Source organism: Paenibacillus sp. 1011MAR3C5 (assembly GCF_003591485.1).
Taxonomy (GTDB): Bacteria; Bacillota; Bacilli; order Paenibacillales; family Paenibacillaceae; genus Pristimantibacillus.
Genome location: NZ_QZCF01000005.1, coordinates 265,290 through 281,937 on the forward strand (window position 1 = coordinate 265,290; position 16,648 = coordinate 281,937).

A 16,648-nucleotide genomic window follows, 5' to 3' on the forward strand; every position below is an offset into this window, starting at 1 on the left:
GACAGTCTAAGGAGGTACTTATGACCAATCAATCTACAAAACGAACGGGACCGGATTCGTCATACGATGATCTGTCTTTCTCCTTGAAGCGTTGGCTGTCCTCGGACGGAAACCTGACCCGGCTGTTCGTCATTATGGTCTTGGTATTCGTGACGATGACGATTCTCAGCCCGCGCACGTTTCTGACGCTGGACAGCTTTAGCTCGATGGCCTTTCAATTTCCCGTTCTTGGCATATTGTCGCTTGCGATGATGCTGACAATGATCTCCGGCGGTATCGATCTATCGATCGTCGGCATTGCTAATTTAACTTCGATCCTGGCCGCCATGGTTATCGTTCGGCTCATACCGGAGGGCGCACCGGCTGGAACCAGCATGCTCTATATATTGCTTGGAATTGTATGTGCGATGATCGTCGGCGTGTTGTGTGGCTTGCTGAACGGATTTGCCGTTGCGAAGATCGGTATCCCGCCGATCCTTGTTACGCTCGGCAGCATGCAGCTGTTCATGGGTCTTGCGATCGTGATTACAAAGGGGCAAGCGATTGTCGGGCTGCCTGAGCAATTCTCCACTATTGGGAACGGAAGTCTGATCGGCATCCCTGTGCCGCTTATTATTTTTGCGGTCTGTGTGGTCGCTGCTTATCTCTTGCTGAATCGCCGCCCATACGGTATGAAGCTGCAATTGCTTGGCAGCAACCCGACTGCTTCACGATACGGCGGCATTAACAATACGGCGGTGCTGCTGAAGACGTATGCGCTTAGCGGTCTGCTGGCTTCAATTGCCGGTCTCGTCATGATCGCGCTGACCAACTCAGCCAAGGCCGACTATGGCACATCGTACATCCTGCAAGCGATTCTCGTTGTTGTGCTTGGCGGGGTCAATCCGAACGGCGGGTTCGGGAAGATTGCAGGCGTCGTCATGGCCGTTCTGACATTGCAATTCCTGTCCAGCGGCCTCAATGCGCTCCATGTCGGCAACTTCTTCAAGGACTTTATCTGGGGCATTGTGCTCATTCTTGTTATGGTGATCAACGCGGTTAGTCCCAAGCTGAAGTGGAGGCGAAGGACGACGGGAACCTCACGCTCGTCATAACTGCAAAATAGGTATACAAGAGTAGCGCCAGTCTCATTCAGCGATTGCTGGACGAGTCTGGCATTTCCCAATTGGGCAATGCCATATTGACCAGTCTCAAAATCAATGGGGAGGCGCTTGCTTAATACTCAATGCAAAAACCAGCCTGATTCAGCGTTTGCTGAGTTAGGCTGGTTTTTTTGAGCGGATAGGCCATTAACGATCGATTGCTTGGTTGGCTGCTCCCTTTTGTTTGATGTGTTTGCGCCATTTTACGATCAGGAAGACGGTGAGGGCGCCGAAAACGCCAATGGTGACATATAGCAAGGATTGCTCCACCCACACCAAAACATGCTTCCACTGCTCGCCGAATAGAAAACCGATGCCGGTGAACACAATGACCCACAATGCAGCCCCCGTATAGGCGTACAGCGCAAAAGTTCGGAAGGGTACGCGAATGATACCCGTCGCATAACCGATAAATTGGCGGATACCCGGCATGAAAAATGAAAACAGCAGCAGCTTGTTCCCGTGCTTCTCATAAGCTTTTTTGGTTTTCTCCATATGTACGGGTTTTAATAAAAGCCGATCGCCATAACGATCGAAGAGAGGCTGGCCGAATTTATATCCGATCCAATAGGTGATGGTTATGCCTATGATTGCACCAACATAAGCTGACGCTACCGCCGGCAGCCAGTGCAGTACGCCTTTGTAGGCTAAATAGCCGGTATACGTCAAGGTCGTATTCCCTGGCGGGATCGGAAGGGCGATGGCATCCAGCGGAAGACCCATCAACAATACAAGGTATCCATAATCCGCAAATAATTGTTCGACGATTTCGAGTAACTTCAACTGCCTTAGCTCCTTTTGCATCGTATGCCTATATTGGTAAGCATACCCGATCGACTGGAGCCTTGATAACCGACCCGCGATGGGAGCGAGACTGGCCTTAAGTCTGGGACGTAAACTAGACCTCCACCAATTGTTGGATTGCCATTATACATATAGGATTAGAGTAGAAATATGTACGGGGAAACATGCAGAACTAAAAATAGAGTCATCGACTGACTGCAGGATAGGGGAACGGCCAATTGATTGAAGATATTGTTGATTATGTATTGAATTACGGCGATTGGGGTTTATTTATTCATTCATTCGCCGATGCGGTCATTTTTCCAATACCGGCATTGTTTACACAAGTTTCGTTAAGCTTGCTGGACCCGTCCAATGCGCTGTGGCTGGCGACACTTGGATTTATCGGATGTTTGGTTGGCACGCCTTTTGGTTATTGGATCGGGAAAGGGCTAGGGCACACTGTCATGAACAGGATGCTTAAGAAATCCTGGGTTGATGCCGCCAGTCGTATGATTCAGAAAAACGGGGAGGCTGCGATTCTGATAGGCTCCTTTACGCCGATTCCCTTTAAGGTATTTACAATTTTGTCCGGGTGTCTGAACTTTCCGTTATGGCGATTGATGGCATATGCAGCTATAGGGCGGGCGGCCAAGTTCTATATTGTAGGCTTGTTGTTCTATCTGTACGGCAGATCCGCCGAGGGAATGGTGAAGGACGTGTCGTTGTACTTGTTGCTGGGCGTTGTTCCAATCGTGCTTATTATTGTACTCATCCGGAAGCGTAAAAAAAGAAAAGCCGATCAAACGGCTATCCTTCAAGAGGGACAACAGGAGCAGCAAGGGCAGGAAGTCAGTTCCTAAGCCTGAAGGACGGAGCTCCTCCGTCCGAGGTCTGAGGGAAAAACAATACCTTAGCCTGTTAAGAGATCATCATGTATCAGATATAATGACCATATTGATAGAATAAGAGCTATTCAAAAGAGGAATGTAGACGGCGCCCGGCTCCAAGATGCGTCCGTGTTGGCAGCTCTCATCAGACATTTAGGAGGACGAATGATCATGCAGCAAGATAAAATATTGATTTTGTCCGGGACGCTGGGCGACGGACATATGCAAGCGGCAAAAGCGATTGTGGAGGCATCAGAGATTTGCAAGCCTGGAATGTCGGTCAAAGTCATTGATTTAATGGAATGGATTCACCCCCGCATGCATGTGATTGAACGTTATTGCTTCTTGCAAGGGGTGAAGCATCTTCCTTCGCTATATGGATTCTTGTACCAAAAAACGCGCGAGGACAATCCGCTCATCGGGTGGATGAAGAAATTCCGCCAATCCAGCCTGCACCGCCTCCTTGAGCTGATCCGGCAGGAGAAGCCTTCCGTGCTTGTCAGCACGTTTCCGCCGGCGTCCGCTGCACTTTCTTTGTTGAAAGAAAAAAGGATGACATCCTTGACCGCAGTAACGATCATTACGGATCATTCGGATCACAGCTATTGGATTCACCCTCATACGGACTTGTATTTGGTTGGTTCGCAAGAGGTAGGCGAAGCGCTGCTGAAAAAACAAGTACCCCTTCATAAAATCGTCGTAACAGGCATTCCGGTTCGCCCTTCCTACAATCAGTCCAGCTGCAAGAAGCAGCTGCGCGAGAAGCTGGGTCTCGATCCCGCGGCTTTTGTCGTGATGGTTATGGGTGGAGGCTTCGGAATGATTAAGGGGAACTTTGTCGAGCAATTAAAATCCAATCAATTTCCTTCCAATGTACAATTCGTGTTCGTCTGCGGCCGGAATGTGAAGCTGCTTCACCGGATGAGCGAGGCGCTGCAAGGGAGAGATAACATCTTGTTGAAAGGCTATATCGATGGCATTCAGGATTGGATGGCTTGCGCGGACGTTCTGATTACGAAGCCGGGCGGACTAACAACATCCGAAGCGCAGGCGCTCCAGCTGCCTATGATCTTGTTCGAATCGACGCTTGGACAAGAACGGGATAACGCGAATTATTTGACCCGCAAAGGCGTTGCGGTGTGGTGTCAGGATGATCGTCTTCCAGCGCAGCTCCAGCAAATGATGGAGAATCCCGCAATATTGCAAACGATGAGAGAGAAGGCAGGGAGCAGCAGACAGCAGCATTCTGCTATCCATGCCGTCAGACAGATTATGAATCTGTCGGCGCCTGCATTGCAATATGGGTATGTCTGACGCTGCGAATCGAGGGTGAGACTACTGAGGAGCGGGATGCACCATGCCCTCCGTTTGAACGCGGCGTTCGATTTCATCTGCCGTTTGTTCAGGTGTCAGCGTAGACGAATCCAGCCACAGTCCCACCCTGGGCGTATCTTGCTGCAAGAGGCGGCTCAAGCCTTCGATGGTCCAGACGCCGTAGCCTTTTTTGCTGCGCTGGGCTTCTCTCCGGGCAATCGCTTCTTCATTCGGTGCTAATACGATCAGGTAGACAGGACGGCTCTTGATGTTGGAGATAAATGACATAAGCGCAGGTCCAACGATGATGTCCTGAACGATAACGGCGAATCCCGCCTCGTAATAGCCGTCAGCCGCTAAAGCTGTCAGTCGGTATCTCAGGTCCAGCTGCCTGAGCGCCTCATCCGATGGTTCGGGAAGCATTTCCTCCCGGCCCTTGACAATCATTCTTCTAAAGGTATCTCCTCGCAAATGTACGGCTCGCTCCAGGCGGCGTGCCAGCAGCTCCGCTACGGTCGATTTTCCGCTTGCCATGGCTCCTGTAACGATATAAATGCCCGTTTCCATTTCTGTATCCTCCTTCACGTTATGATCACGGCTCCAATGAGATTACCGATCACATCTTTATCTTTCTATTGTACAACATTCAGCAAAAGTAAGCGCTAAACAGAATTGGGGACATCTGATGGGATGCCTTCTTTTCAGGCTGCGCGCGGAATGAGAAGTTCTTTAGCCATTCATTAGTTGCAAGAAGCCTTTTTTAAGGTTTTTTTTGTATGAAAACAGAATTAAAGTCAACAATCGGTGGGACGCTATACAAGGTACATTTTGGGGAGGAAAAAGTGAAAGGAGGATTAAAACAATGGTAAAGTTTTTGTTGAAGTGGCTAGTGAATGGAGCCATTGTGGTTGCGTTACTGCTTTATTATTCCGAAGCAACGTTCTGGGGCGCGGTTTGTACCGCAACGGCGTTAACGGTTATCGCATATGTTATAGGTGATCAACTTCTGCTTCGCGCAACCAATAACTTGTTCGCCACCATCGCGGATTTTCTGCTAGCGGCTGTATATCTTTATGCTGTAGCTTATATGTTCAATTGGACCTTAAGCATGGGTGAAATTGTGACCATTTCGTTGATTCTAGGGTTGGCTGAATGGTTCCTTCATCGTTACGTGTTTAATGAGGAGCTTCAGGTTTCTGCATAAAGATCCAACAAAAGAGGAGCGTTGCACGTGTATTATTACAAAGAGGAATTGATCAATATTATTGAACCGGATCAGCCTGATCCGGCTGCGGCGAAAGTATTGCAGGAAACACTAGGCGGCCAGTTTGGCGAGATGCGCACCATGATGCAGTATTTTTTCCAAAGCTCCAATTTCCGGGGTAAAGAAAAGCAGTTCCGGGATCTGCTGAGAGGCGTGTTCTTGGAAGAAATCGCACATGTGGAGCTTGTGCAGAACACGATTAATCAGCTGTTGAACGGGGCGGGTGAGTCTGCGCCCGGAAATGCTGGCGTAGATGGCGCGCCGATTGATGAAGCGATCAAGCACGCCAACCCGCATCACTTCATTATGGGTGCGCAAAGCTCGCTGCCCGTTGATGCAGGCGGGAACCCCTGGAACGGATCATGGGTATACAGTCATGGCAATTTAATTAGCGATATGCTGAACAACGTGGTGCTTGAATCTACCGGTGTTCTTCAGAAGACGAGGATATATGAGATGAGCTCCAATAAGGCATTCCGGGAGACGCTTGGTTTTCTGATTGTACGGGACAATGCGCATCAGAATGCGTTCGCCAAAGCGCTGGAAACGTTAGGCGTGGAGTGGGGTAAGCTGTTCCCGGTTCCGAATTACGATATTAATAAATACCCGGAGTGCCGGAAGTATGTTGATTTGGGCTACCACAATGTTCAATTCAATTACAGGTTAGATCAGACCCGCATAGCCGAAATATTCCAGGGTCAAACTCCTAGCCGGAATGGCGGAGAGCTGTCAGTGACGCCCCCTCCAGCAGGATTCCCCGTCCCGCAGATGCCTGACATGCCTAATGAACATAGCCCAGGCTTGGCTGATATGTATCGATAGTTGATTAAAGCGGTAACCCGTTGCCTGGTGGCAGCGGGTTTTTGTCATGATCAAACAGTGAATTGACACATGATCCAAAAACCTTTACGATAAAATTAGTACTAGGTACTAATTAAATCTGGTCACTAGGATCAGAGGAGGTACATAATGATGCAAGGACTAATGAATGGAAAGATTATTGTTGTGATGGGCGTAGCAAATAACCGCAGCTTGGCTTGGGGCGTGGCCAAGGCATTGCATGCGCAAGGCGCCAATCTCATCTTTACGTATAGGAAGGAACGTTCTTATCAGAAGCTGCGGGACCTTCTGCAAGAGGAGGGAATCACGCCGTTTTTGTGCGTTTCCTGTGACGCCAATGATGATCAAAGCATCGAGGGCGCGTTTCAGGAAATCAAAGAAAAGTCCGGTATTATTCATGGACTTGTCCATTCCATCGCTTTTGCAGACAAGGAGGACTTGAAGGGTGGATATGTGGATACGACGCGTGAGGGTTATATGCTCGCCCAACATTCCAGCGCTTATTCGCTCGTTGCGATAGCAAGGGCGGCAAGCCCTATCATGACGGAAGGCGGAAGCATCGTTACGCAATCGTATATCGGCGCAGAGCGCGTCGTTAAAAATTATAACGTTATGGGTGTTGCGAAAGCAGCGCTGGAAGCCAGCGTCCGATATTTGGCGGAGGATCTCGGCAAGCTCGGCATTCGGGTCAATACGATATCGGCAGGTCCAATACGCACCTTGTCCGCGAAGGGTGTATCCGGCTTCAATGCCATTATGACGACAATCGAGGAAAAAGCGCCGCTTAGACGCAATGTCGACCAGGATGAAGTAGGGGACGCGACCTTGTTTCTGCTTAGTAATCTCTCACGCGGCATTACGGGCGAAGTACTGCATGTCGATGCAGGTTATCATATTATGGGGATGTAGCGCGAGCTGCCTCCCTTTTTTTTGCTTAACCAGCTCATATTGCTCTGAACGGCAAAAGGGCATTGTTCAACATCTTGAGGACAGGCCTGATTCGGATGGGAGGCTGTGCGGGAGATATGTGAAAGCATCTTTTCCATCAGCTAAACATTCAACTGAAGTATATCGTAGTTATTTTTGACGTAGTTGTATCCCGAATAGGCGGTCATCGCTACCGCTGCTATCATCAGAATGAAGTCGATCGGAACATCTGTGAAATAGGAAAACGGATAATTGCTTACTAATACGGCAGTGATTGCAGCCACTTGAAGCACCAGCTTCAGCTTCCCGTGTTTGTCTGCGGCTAGCGCTACTCCTCTTGCGGCAGCAAGGATTCGAATACCGGACACCATAACCTCTCTGCCAATGATGACAATCGCTATCCACGAAGGAATTAGATGCAATTGAACCATCATGATCAAAGCCGCCGATACTAGCAGCTTATCCGCTAGCGGGTCTAACAGCTTGCCGAAATTCGTGATCTGATTGTATTTGCGCGCAATATATCCATCTAACTTGTCTGTAGCAGACGCGATCAGGAAGAGGGCAACTGCCCAATATAAGCCATACTGATTCAGATGGTTCAGAAAGCCAAACTGCTCTGTCATCCAGACCGGATACTGTTGCAATGCCAGTATGAAGAATGGAATCATCCCGATCCTTATCATCGTAATTTTATTAGCCAGGTTCATTTACTCACCTCCAAAATAGGTTTAAATGGCGATATCTAAATATTACCATGACTTGGAGGGAACTGCACGTTGTTCCAGTGGATCCCCAAAGACGACTAAGGAAAGTGAATGTGGCAATGAGTCTAAATCATGCAAGTTTGTATGACCGTCGGAATTTGGGTCGGGTGCCAGAGATGTCGAAGCTTGTGCCTGAAGGTTCCAAAGCATTTTTCCAATTTAGGTGCTACGAGTGTTTTATTTCTCAGACTTGAAGACCATGGCTAATGCAGAGTCGAGTTCAACTGATAATGGAGTCATGAGTCCTGTTTTAGTCGGTAAGCTTATGTAGCTTCTCCTTACGATATTCCGTCGGTGACATCCCATTCCATTTGCGAAATTGCTTGGTAAAGAAGAGCGGATCGTTATAGCCAACGGATGAGGCAACTTGGGCGATGGTCAGATCGCCCACCAGCAGCTCCGCTGCCTTCTTCATTCTCACTTTGAACAAATATTGCATAGGCGACATGCCTGTTGCTTCCTTGAACAGCCTTGTCAGATGCGAGCGATGGTAGCTTAGCGTTCTTGCAATGCCATCTATGGTCAACGGATGTGCATACTGCAGCGTCATGAGACGAATCGCCTGGTCAATACGACGGTAAGGCAGTGGATGGCTCCGCTGGTCTCGATCCCGTCCTGCTCCCTGCTCTGAACCTCTTTCTACCCACATTGTCTTGCCCAGCTCATGTAAAATAAGCCGCAGCCACCCCGATGCCTCAAGGTTGCCGAGCGCCGGCCGCTGATTGCCTTCCAAGGCGGCTCGCAATCTCTTGAATCGGCGTTGCATCCAGGACAGCCGGCATCCTCGTATGACCGCATGATCCGGTGTAATTCCTACTTCCGAGAGAGCTGATTCAACGAGATCGCCCGAGAAACCAATCCACATGTACTTCCAAGGCCGTTCCATGCTCGCCTGATATTTTACAAGAATATCCGGGAAAATGACAAAGGCATCGCCAGCCCCAAGTTTGTGTGTCTCTCCCAGCGTCTCGAAGGTTCCTTCTCCGTCCCATACAACATGGATTAAATAATAGTCATGAACGGCTGGTCCTATGTAGTGGCCCTCTCGGGGTTCTCCCTCTCCGCTGAATAAGAGGGACATTTCTCCCTTTAACGGAGCCTCGTTAATCGTATTGGAATGTTGATAATGTGTCGCGTCCATTGTTCATGCCTCCGCCTATTGTTTCTCTTTATTGTAGCTAATCATGCAACATTACTCCATAATATTTCTCCTTCCTTCCATATGAATCAACGGCTGCTGTCCTTATACTAAAAGTGTTAAGAGAACTACAGGTTAACTACGATTAGCCATATGAGGAGGACGAACCGCCATGTCCAAAATTACTTTTATCGGAGCGGGAAGTACCGTATTCGCCAAAAACGTCCTAGGCGACGTAATGCTGACCCCAGCTCTGCAAGGGTTTGAAATTGCTTTATTTGATATTGATGCCGAGCGACTGCGTGATTCCGAGATGATGCTGCTTCATATGAAGAAGAACTGCGGCAGCACATGCAGCATTAAATCTTATTCCGATCGCAAAGAGGCGCTTCGAGGCGCCAAGTATGTCGTCAACGCCATCCAAGTCGGCGGATATGATCCTTGTACGATTACAGACTTCGAAATTCCGAAGAAGTATGGCTTGCGTCAAACGATCGCCGACACGGTCGGCATCGGCGGTATTTTCCGCAACTTGCGTACGATTCCGGTCATGCTTGATATTGCACGCGATATGAATGAAGTGTGTTCGGATGCCTTGTTCCTCAACTACACGAATCCTATGGCCGTATTGACGAATGTTATGAATACGTATGGCGGTGTGAATACCGTTGGTCTGTGCCATAGCGTTCAAGTGTGCGTACCACGCATTCTTCAGGATCTCGGCATGGAGGAGCAAGGTGTAAAGTGGAAAATCGCAGGCATCAACCATATGGCATGGCTGCTTGAAGTGAGCAAAGACGGCATCGATTTGTATCCGGAATTGAAACGCCGTGCAGCAGAGAAGCAGAAGGAAAAGCATCATGATATGGTACGCTACGAAATGATGCTTAAGTTCGGCTACTATATTACGGAGTCCTCCGAGCACAACGCCGAGTATCATCCGTATTTCATCAAGAAGAGCTATCCGGAGCTGATCAACCGGTTCAACATCCCGCTGGACGAATATCCGCGGCGCTGTATCAATCAAATGAAGCATTGGTCCGAAATGCGAGAATCGCTTGTTCACGACAAAAATCTGGAGCATGACCGCACGCATGAGTATGCTTCATATATTTTTGAAGCGATTGAGAGGGATGTTCCATTCAAAATCGGCGGCAATGTCATGAATACGGGACTTATTACTAATCTGCCGAAGGAAGCTTGCGTAGAGGTGCCATGTCTTGTTGACCGCAATGGCGTAACGCCAACCTATGTAGGCGATCTGCCTCCGCAATGTGCTGCTTTGAACCGGACAAACATTAATACACAGCTGCTTACGATTGAGGCTGCTATTACAGGCAAGCGAGAGCATATCTATCATGCGGCTATGCTTGATCCCCACACGTCAGCCGAACTGTCGCTGGATGACATTGTAGCCATGTGTGACGATCTTATCGAGGCGCACGGCGACTGGCTGCCTAAGTATAAATAAAGAGTGAGTGAAAGAAGAACTTTTTCTATCTAGAGAACGAAGTTGGAATGTTCTTTAGACAGATAAAGGAGAATGCAAATATTAATAGAATCTGTGTTGTTATTGCTCAGAGCAGAGATGTTATTTTATGAGTCTGTTCTCTCACAATGGTTAGTACTAGAGTTATGAATAGACCTGGAATAAATTTTGGCAATGGTATGATTTTTTCTGGTACAATCACTCCAATTTTAATACTGTTGAGTATAAAAGAGGGGTATTTTATATCGTGAATTTTGAAATGCCAACTGCTTCCTCGCGTGAATGGCGATTGACCACTCGTCAGAATAACGTAAATGACACACAAGCGCTCACGTCATTGGCGGCGAAAAATGCACCGACAATTTACGTGAGCGTTAACATAATCTATACGATATATGATAGTGTAGAAGGTTTCTATTCTATTTTAACTCGTTTCAATTTCCAATGGTTTAATCTGTTTGGGTATTAAGTAGTAACAAATTAAAAGCTTATTTCAGCGTCCGATCTTACAATAAACGAATACTGTATTGATTTATTTTCCCAATTACAAATTAATGTAAATCCCCGTATGCTTTTACCTGGTTCATAATCCTGACTATTAGAACTTAGTTGAGAGGCCAAATTCGGAGCTAAAATGAATGTACCTATTTTATCATTAAAATGAAAGACCACCTCTTTTGTAGACAACTCATTATACTTTATAGTGCCGTTTTCATTTAATATTTCATCATATAAAGTCTGTGATACTGGTGCATCTTTCTCAAGTATCAGTTGTATTTTTTCTCTGATTTGCAGGTAAGGAATTTCAACTTTATTATTTATAAGCGTCTCGAATGCATCGGACCTATCATCAGGATTATCACTGTTATTTACCACTCTTGAAACAAAGGGTATTTCGGAATCACCCGACTGAATGGTGATCCGAGGTATATCGTTAAGGACCCCTTCATTCATTTGTGGTGTTGAAACTGTTGAGTTATCACAAGCCAATACGGTAAATAGTAATATTAAAAGAAAAAAAACCCGAAAAAATTCTTCATAATATTCCTCCTCCGCTAAGAGCTAAGTAATCTCTTAACTTAAGTTAGTTTAAAGCTGCGAGATAAGAATAATAAAGCGATAGTACTAAATACTCCGTTTATTCATTTCACGTATTAACAGAAAAAAATATGAGTTATAGCAACAGCGACTTTAATAAAGATCATATAATCGGCTCTAGTAAAAATAACTTAAGCAGTTCATGGAATTAACTAATAATTGTGAGAATCTATGCTAAGATAAACCGCCACCAGGCAGAGTAGTAAGAAATCCACTTAATTTATATTGCGCCAGATTGTAGGGCTTGAACATCAAAGACAACAGAGTATCCTTAGCAGCCAAATAGGACATCTGGTTAACAGAAGAACAATTCGAAATGAAACCAATCTCATACGCATAAACGAAAGCGTCCAAGAGGAAACATCGTTACGTTTAACAATGCCAGATTGCATTAACAGTATAGAAAAATCAAAACGTTCCCAAAGCGATTGCAATACGGCGCCTCTGCACATTGACCTTGAATCAGTTCACGAAATTATGGTTGTTCAAGTGTTCCCTTCATATAAAAATACCTAAAATTCTCTAAGATACACCGGATTAGTGTGGTATTCCTCTTGATAATTGAGGTGATTTAAGAAAGTCAAGATGTTTTCTTGATATTTTTCAACTTTACTATGATTCTTGTGATATTCCCATCAGGTTGAGTTGAACTGCATAAGTCATGTGAATTAGTAAATGAAAAAAGAAAAGCTCAAGTGTATCCATTTTGATTTGAAAACAACTCCATACCAATCGAAGGAAGCCTTATTATAAGGACGCTTTGTGAATGTCTTTAGTTACAAATTTTTATCCTTTAACTTATCTTTTTTACACAGTATGTTGAGTGAGGAGAAATGCCTGTGCTTGTTCAAAAGCTTCTAGCGGCAGTCGCAAATTAATATGATAAAAAGGGGGCGGAGCACTAGTTCAGGCATCCGTCCCTTATATTGAAATTCGGTCGGATAGAAAAATCTCCATTTTCACACCGAAGTGCAACACTTAGGAGGTGCATTCTGATTTAAAAGATAACGGAGATAATATCAGCAAATTATATCAAGCTATGTGAATGCAAAAAGAGCCCACAAATAAATGTAGGCTCAGACAAAATGGGTTAGCACATGGGTAACGCAAGCAAGTGGAAGGATCATTTTGAAGCGTTGAACGGTAAAGTCGGTGCGTTGGTCATTAAACATTCGCCATGGCAGTGGTCAGTGGGCGTATCTATCATTCCGATGCCATCTTCCATTCCGACCAGGGGATGCACTATACGCATCCGAAAATCCGCCTCCTCATTGCCGAGGCTGGTCTTGAAAAGGTTCTTTTACATGGAGAAAAGGAAATAGAATACTGAAGTAGAATCTGAGTAGAGAGAATGACAGCTAGATAATGAATAGAAACCGCACAAAACAGATGTTTGATAATAAAGTAGCAGAGGTGTGGATATGAAAAAAGGTCTTGTCTTAGGTTCGATTTTTATATTAATCGTCATTATTTCTATAGTTGTAATCGAAAAAGAACGTCGTTCGTCATCTGTACATCTGCTTGAAGAGTATAGTGCATCAACAGAAGCCCGATTAATAGGGGGAAGGTGGACGACCATCCATCATGCTTAAGATACAGTCGTTACTTTGAATAACCTTTCCCTCCCAAACGTAGATTTCTCCCAATATAGCCTTGTTATTTCGGATGGAAGACAGATTGAAAGTATTCGATTTAAACGATCGACAAACCTTCTATATTCTTATACGCATTTCGGTGATGCTGTCTTTAAAGAAGAGTTATTTCCGAACACTTGGTTTTACTACAAGATAGATAAGATAGAGCTGTTCCGTGATCCAAAGCTTTTGGATTAAATAATCGTCATTTTTATTGTACGAGGTGATGGTGCAATGGAAATGAAATGAAATGAAGCCACCGGAGTTTCCACATCATTTGTATTCATTTTCGTTTGAAAAGTAATATTGGTATCACGAAGATAGCTATCATAGTCATTCCATTATATAATAGGGATTAAGAACTAATGGCATGCCATCAGGTGCATTAGCGTGACAAAGGAGCGTAGGAGAATGAGTATTACGAACCGCGGTATCCATATTGGACCGCCACGATTCAAGATAGCCGTTCATGCGGTCATTTGGCTTGCCAAGAGCGGCGGCGTGTTATCCAGCGCCAGAATTGCATGCTTGGTCAAATCGCATGCGACCTTTATGCGCAGAGTGCTGCAATCACTTGCTGCAGCCGGCATTGTCGAGTCCAAGGGAGGGCGAGAGGGCGGTTATGTTCTGCTCAAATGCCCGAACCAAATTACACTCGGGGATATCTATTATGCTGTCAATCAGGAAGCGGCGGAGACTGAATTGGAGATGCAATGCGGTGATGCGGGAGAACAACTGGATATTGAGCTTGAAAAAATCTTGTTCGAAACTGAACAACATACCATTAATTATTTGCGGAAATATACGATCGAAGACGTAGCAAAACGAATTGATCATTGCACGCTTTGAGAAGCGCATTTGCCCAGGTGGCAGATGCGTTTTTTCGTATTTCAGAGGCATTTTATGACGAAAATATGACGAAAACTCGGTTAATAAATATAAAATAGCTACTTTCCTTAAATTAGTGTGCCTTAACCAGTTGCAATTAGAAAATCGATGTTTTATAATGTGCTTTGGATAGGCACAATTATAGGTACTTATTATAAGGGAGTAGATAACCATGGCAAACGTTCTTTTTATTAAGGCTAACAACCGCCCGAGCGAGCAAGCGGTAAGCGTGAAAATGTATGATACTTTCCTGAAAGCTTACAAAGAAGCTAATCCTTCGGATACGGTTTCCGAGCTGGATCTATTCCAGGAGCATCTTCCATACTACGGCAATGAGGCGATTACAGGAACGTTCAAGCAAAACCAAGGCTTTGACTTGACACCTAGCGAGCAAGCGGCAGCGGAGACAGCGAACCGTCTTCTGGAGCAGTTCCTGGCTGCGGACAAAGTCGTAATTGCATTCCCGCTTTGGAACTATGTTGCTCCTGCACCATTGACCAGCTACATGTCGTACATTGCGCAAGCAGGCAAAACGTTCAAGTACACGGCAGAAGGTCCGGTTGGACTTGTCAGCGACAAGAAAGTAGCGTTGCTGAATGCTCGTGGCGGCGTTTACTCCTCCGGCCCAATGGCTGAAGTAGAGTCAGCTGTCAGACCGCTTCTCGGTGCTTTCGGATTGTTCGGCATAAAACCTGAAGTAGTCGTGATTGAAGGCCACAATCAATTCCAGGACAAAACGGCAGAAATTATTGCGGACGGATTGGCTGAAACAGCTAAGGTTGCTGCAGCGTTCTAATTTTGCCTGAACGTACGGACTTCTTTATGCACTCATACATCATGATCAAAAAAACCGCGGTTATCACGGTTTTTTTGATGTTCATTGGTAAAGAATAACTATAGCTATGTTGTTGTTAGACATCAGCGGGCTGCAGACCTATAATAAAAATCAACGAAACAAGAGGAGGCTGTTAAATATGAGAAACATGAACATGACAATCGTTCGTTCCAGAAACTCAATATGCTTCGGCCCCTACAGATCAATGCATTCTATTAGCTAAAAAAGACCGTCGTTTGTTGCTCGTATCCATCAAGAGCAATGGATTCTACTTATCTTTAAGCTAACAGCCGCAGGAGAGCCGAAATTAGGCTAACTGCGGTTTTTTTGATGCTGCCGCAGGAGTATTTCCTGCGGTTTTTTCGTGTTTATTTTAACTAAAAGGAGAAATGAAATGACTACTCAACTTACCGATTATTTGCAAGCATTCGGTTGGAATGAACAATGGAGCAATAAAAGCGCCGCCTGCTCCGAAAAGCTTGGAAATGCAGCGCCGGCAAGGGTCATTGCTCAATATTCCCATGCCTATAAGGTGATCACATCAAGCGGGGAACGACTGGCGAATGTATCTGGACGTTTCGAATTTCAGGCAATGGGCAAAGGAGATTTCCCTGCTGTGGGCGACTGGGTAATGGCCGATATGCTTGATGAATCACCGCCGCGTGCTGTCATTCAAGCCGTATTGCCGCGTCAATCGTCGATGGCACGCAAGGTTGCCGGCTCGGTCCCGGATGAACAAATTATCGGCGCAAACATGGACTATTTGTTCATTACATTAGCCATGAATGGGGACTTTAATTTACGCAAGCTGGAACGTTATCTGATCGCCGCTTGGGAGAGCGGAGCAACGCCTGTTGTCCTGCTTACGAAGTCGGATCTGTGCGATGATCCCGAGCAGTATATAGCAGAGGTGGAGGATATTGCTCCGGGCGTATCTGCGCATATGGTTAGTGCTTTGGAGGATCAAGGAAAGGATGCGCTACTGAGCTATTTGAAGCCTGGCAAGACGGTTGCTGTAACGGGTTCCTCGGGAGTCGGCAAGTCGACGCTTCTGAACTGGCTGGCGGAGGATGAATGGCAATCGACTTCAGGCATTCGGGAAAGCGATGCGAGAGGCAGACATACGACGACACACCGCGAGCTGTTCTTGCTTCCTAGCGGGGCGTTAGTGATGGATACACCAGGTATGCGGGAGCTTCATCTTTGGGATTCCGAGGAAGGCTGGCAGCAAGCTTTTTCAGATATTGAAGACTTGGCTGGCCAATGCCGATTCCGGGACTGCAAGCATGAAGGGGAAGCAGGCTGTGCAGTTCAGGCAGCTATTAGCAGCGGCGAATTGGATGGAGGCAGATACAGCAATTACAAGAAAACGGAGCGGGAGTTGGCAAGACTGGCCCGGAAGGAGAATGCCACGTTGCGGCAGCGGGATAAGAAACAAACGGCGTCGAAAACTTCCCGATCGCGCGGAAATAGTCGGAGAACGATGGAGGATTGGGGGGACTGACTCCCATTCGAAATGACTAGCCAAAAGAGGATTTTTGGAAGAAAAAGACGAATAAGGTTATTTAATAGCTTGGTTATGTCCAACTGGTTGCTCTTATGGCATCAATCAGATAGATCGCCAAATCTTGATGAGGAG

General features: G+C 46.2%; 14 protein-coding genes. 10 read left to right on the top strand and 4 right to left on the bottom strand.

What is annotated here, in order from left to right; all coding sequences use genetic code 11:
• Nucleotides 1-20 precede the first annotated feature (20 nt).
• Nucleotides 21-1,094, top strand: coding sequence for an ABC transporter permease (locus tag D3P07_RS17160; protein WP_119801471.1), 1,074 nt, complete (start codon nt 21-23; stop codon nt 1,092-1,094).
• Nucleotides 1,095-1,289: 195 nt separating this feature from the next.
• Here the strand turns inward: D3P07_RS17160 and D3P07_RS17165 are convergent, their stop codons facing one another.
• Nucleotides 1,290-1,925 (bottom strand): DedA family protein, encoded by a 636-nt coding sequence (locus D3P07_RS17165; protein ID WP_119801472.1) that lies wholly within the window; start codon nt 1,923-1,925, stop codon nt 1,290-1,292.
• A gap of 239 nt (nt 1,926-2,164) precedes the next feature.
• Between D3P07_RS17165 and D3P07_RS17170 the strand changes: the two genes are divergently transcribed.
• A complete protein-coding gene (locus D3P07_RS17170; RefSeq protein ID WP_119801473.1) occupies nt 2,165-2,788 on the top strand; it encodes a YqaA family protein in 624 nt (207 codons plus the stop codon).
• A 198-nt stretch (nt 2,789-2,986) separates the two neighbouring features.
• The gene (locus D3P07_RS17175) at nt 2,987-4,129 is read left to right on the top strand and encodes an MGDG synthase family glycosyltransferase (RefSeq protein ID WP_259391555.1); all 1,143 of its coding nucleotides are present in this window, start codon (nt 2,987-2,989) and stop codon (nt 4,127-4,129) included.
• 21 nt (nt 4,130-4,150) lie between these two features.
• On the opposite strand, the gene D3P07_RS17180 is transcribed toward D3P07_RS17175, so the two are convergent.
• Nucleotides 4,151-4,696, bottom strand: coding sequence for an AAA family ATPase (locus D3P07_RS17180; protein WP_119801475.1), 546 nt, complete (start codon nt 4,694-4,696; stop codon nt 4,151-4,153).
• Between the two features lie 295 nt (nt 4,697-4,991).
• Here D3P07_RS17180 and D3P07_RS17185 point away from each other — a divergent pair, with 295 nt between their 5' ends.
• The 3 genes from D3P07_RS17185 to fabI all read left to right on the top strand — a co-directional run bounded on the left by D3P07_RS17185 (nt 4,992) and on the right by fabI (nt 7,142).
• Nucleotides 4,992-5,333 carry a DUF2512 family protein gene (locus D3P07_RS17185; protein ID WP_119801476.1) on the top strand — a complete coding sequence of 114 codons (342 nt, stop codon included), beginning with the start codon at nt 4,992-4,994 and terminating at the stop codon, nt 5,331-5,333.
• Nucleotides 5,334-5,360: 27 nt separating this feature from the next.
• Complete coding sequence (locus tag D3P07_RS17190) at nt 5,361-6,215, top strand: manganese catalase family protein (RefSeq protein ID WP_119801477.1); 855 nt, start codon at nt 5,361-5,363, stop codon at nt 6,213-6,215.
• A 150-nt stretch (nt 6,216-6,365) separates the two neighbouring features.
• Nucleotides 6,366-7,142 carry an enoyl-ACP reductase FabI gene (gene fabI, locus D3P07_RS17195; RefSeq protein WP_119801643.1) on the top strand — a complete coding sequence of 259 codons (777 nt, stop codon included), beginning with the start codon at nt 6,366-6,368 and terminating at the stop codon, nt 7,140-7,142.
• A 140-nt stretch (nt 7,143-7,282) separates the two neighbouring features.
• Here fabI and pgsA read toward each other — a convergent pair whose 3' ends face one another.
• Nucleotides 7,283-7,870 (bottom strand): CDP-diacylglycerol--glycerol-3-phosphate 3-phosphatidyltransferase, encoded by a 588-nt coding sequence (gene pgsA / locus D3P07_RS17200; protein WP_119801478.1) that lies wholly within the window; start codon nt 7,868-7,870, stop codon nt 7,283-7,285.
• A gap of 307 nt (nt 7,871-8,177) precedes the next feature.
• A complete protein-coding gene (locus D3P07_RS17205) occupies nt 8,178-9,068 on the bottom strand; it encodes an AraC family transcriptional regulator (RefSeq protein WP_119801479.1) in 891 nt (296 codons plus the stop codon).
• Nucleotides 9,069-9,237: 169 nt separating this feature from the next.
• On the opposite strand from D3P07_RS17205, the gene melA reads away from it, so the two are divergent.
• The 4 genes from melA (at nt 9,238) to rsgA (ending at nt 16,513) form a co-directional block, all read left to right on the top strand.
• A complete protein-coding gene (gene melA, locus D3P07_RS17210) occupies nt 9,238-10,536 on the top strand; it encodes an alpha-glucosidase/alpha-galactosidase (RefSeq protein WP_119801480.1) in 1,299 nt (432 codons plus the stop codon).
• Between the two features lie 3,161 nt (nt 10,537-13,697).
• On the top strand, nt 13,698-14,135 hold the full coding sequence (locus tag D3P07_RS17220; RefSeq protein ID WP_119801482.1) for an RrF2 family transcriptional regulator: 438 nt from the start codon (nt 13,698-13,700) through the stop codon (nt 14,133-14,135).
• Between the two features lie 211 nt (nt 14,136-14,346).
• Entirely contained in the window at nt 14,347-14,970 is a 624-nt protein-coding gene (locus D3P07_RS17225) for an FMN-dependent NADH-azoreductase (protein WP_119801483.1), read from the top strand.
• Between the two features lie 433 nt (nt 14,971-15,403).
• Nucleotides 15,404-16,513: a ribosome small subunit-dependent GTPase A gene (rsgA, locus tag D3P07_RS17230; RefSeq protein ID WP_119801484.1), complete on the top strand. Its 1,110-nt coding sequence runs from the start codon at nt 15,404-15,406 to the stop codon at nt 16,511-16,513.
• The last annotated feature ends 135 nt before the right edge of the window (nt 16,514-16,648 follow it).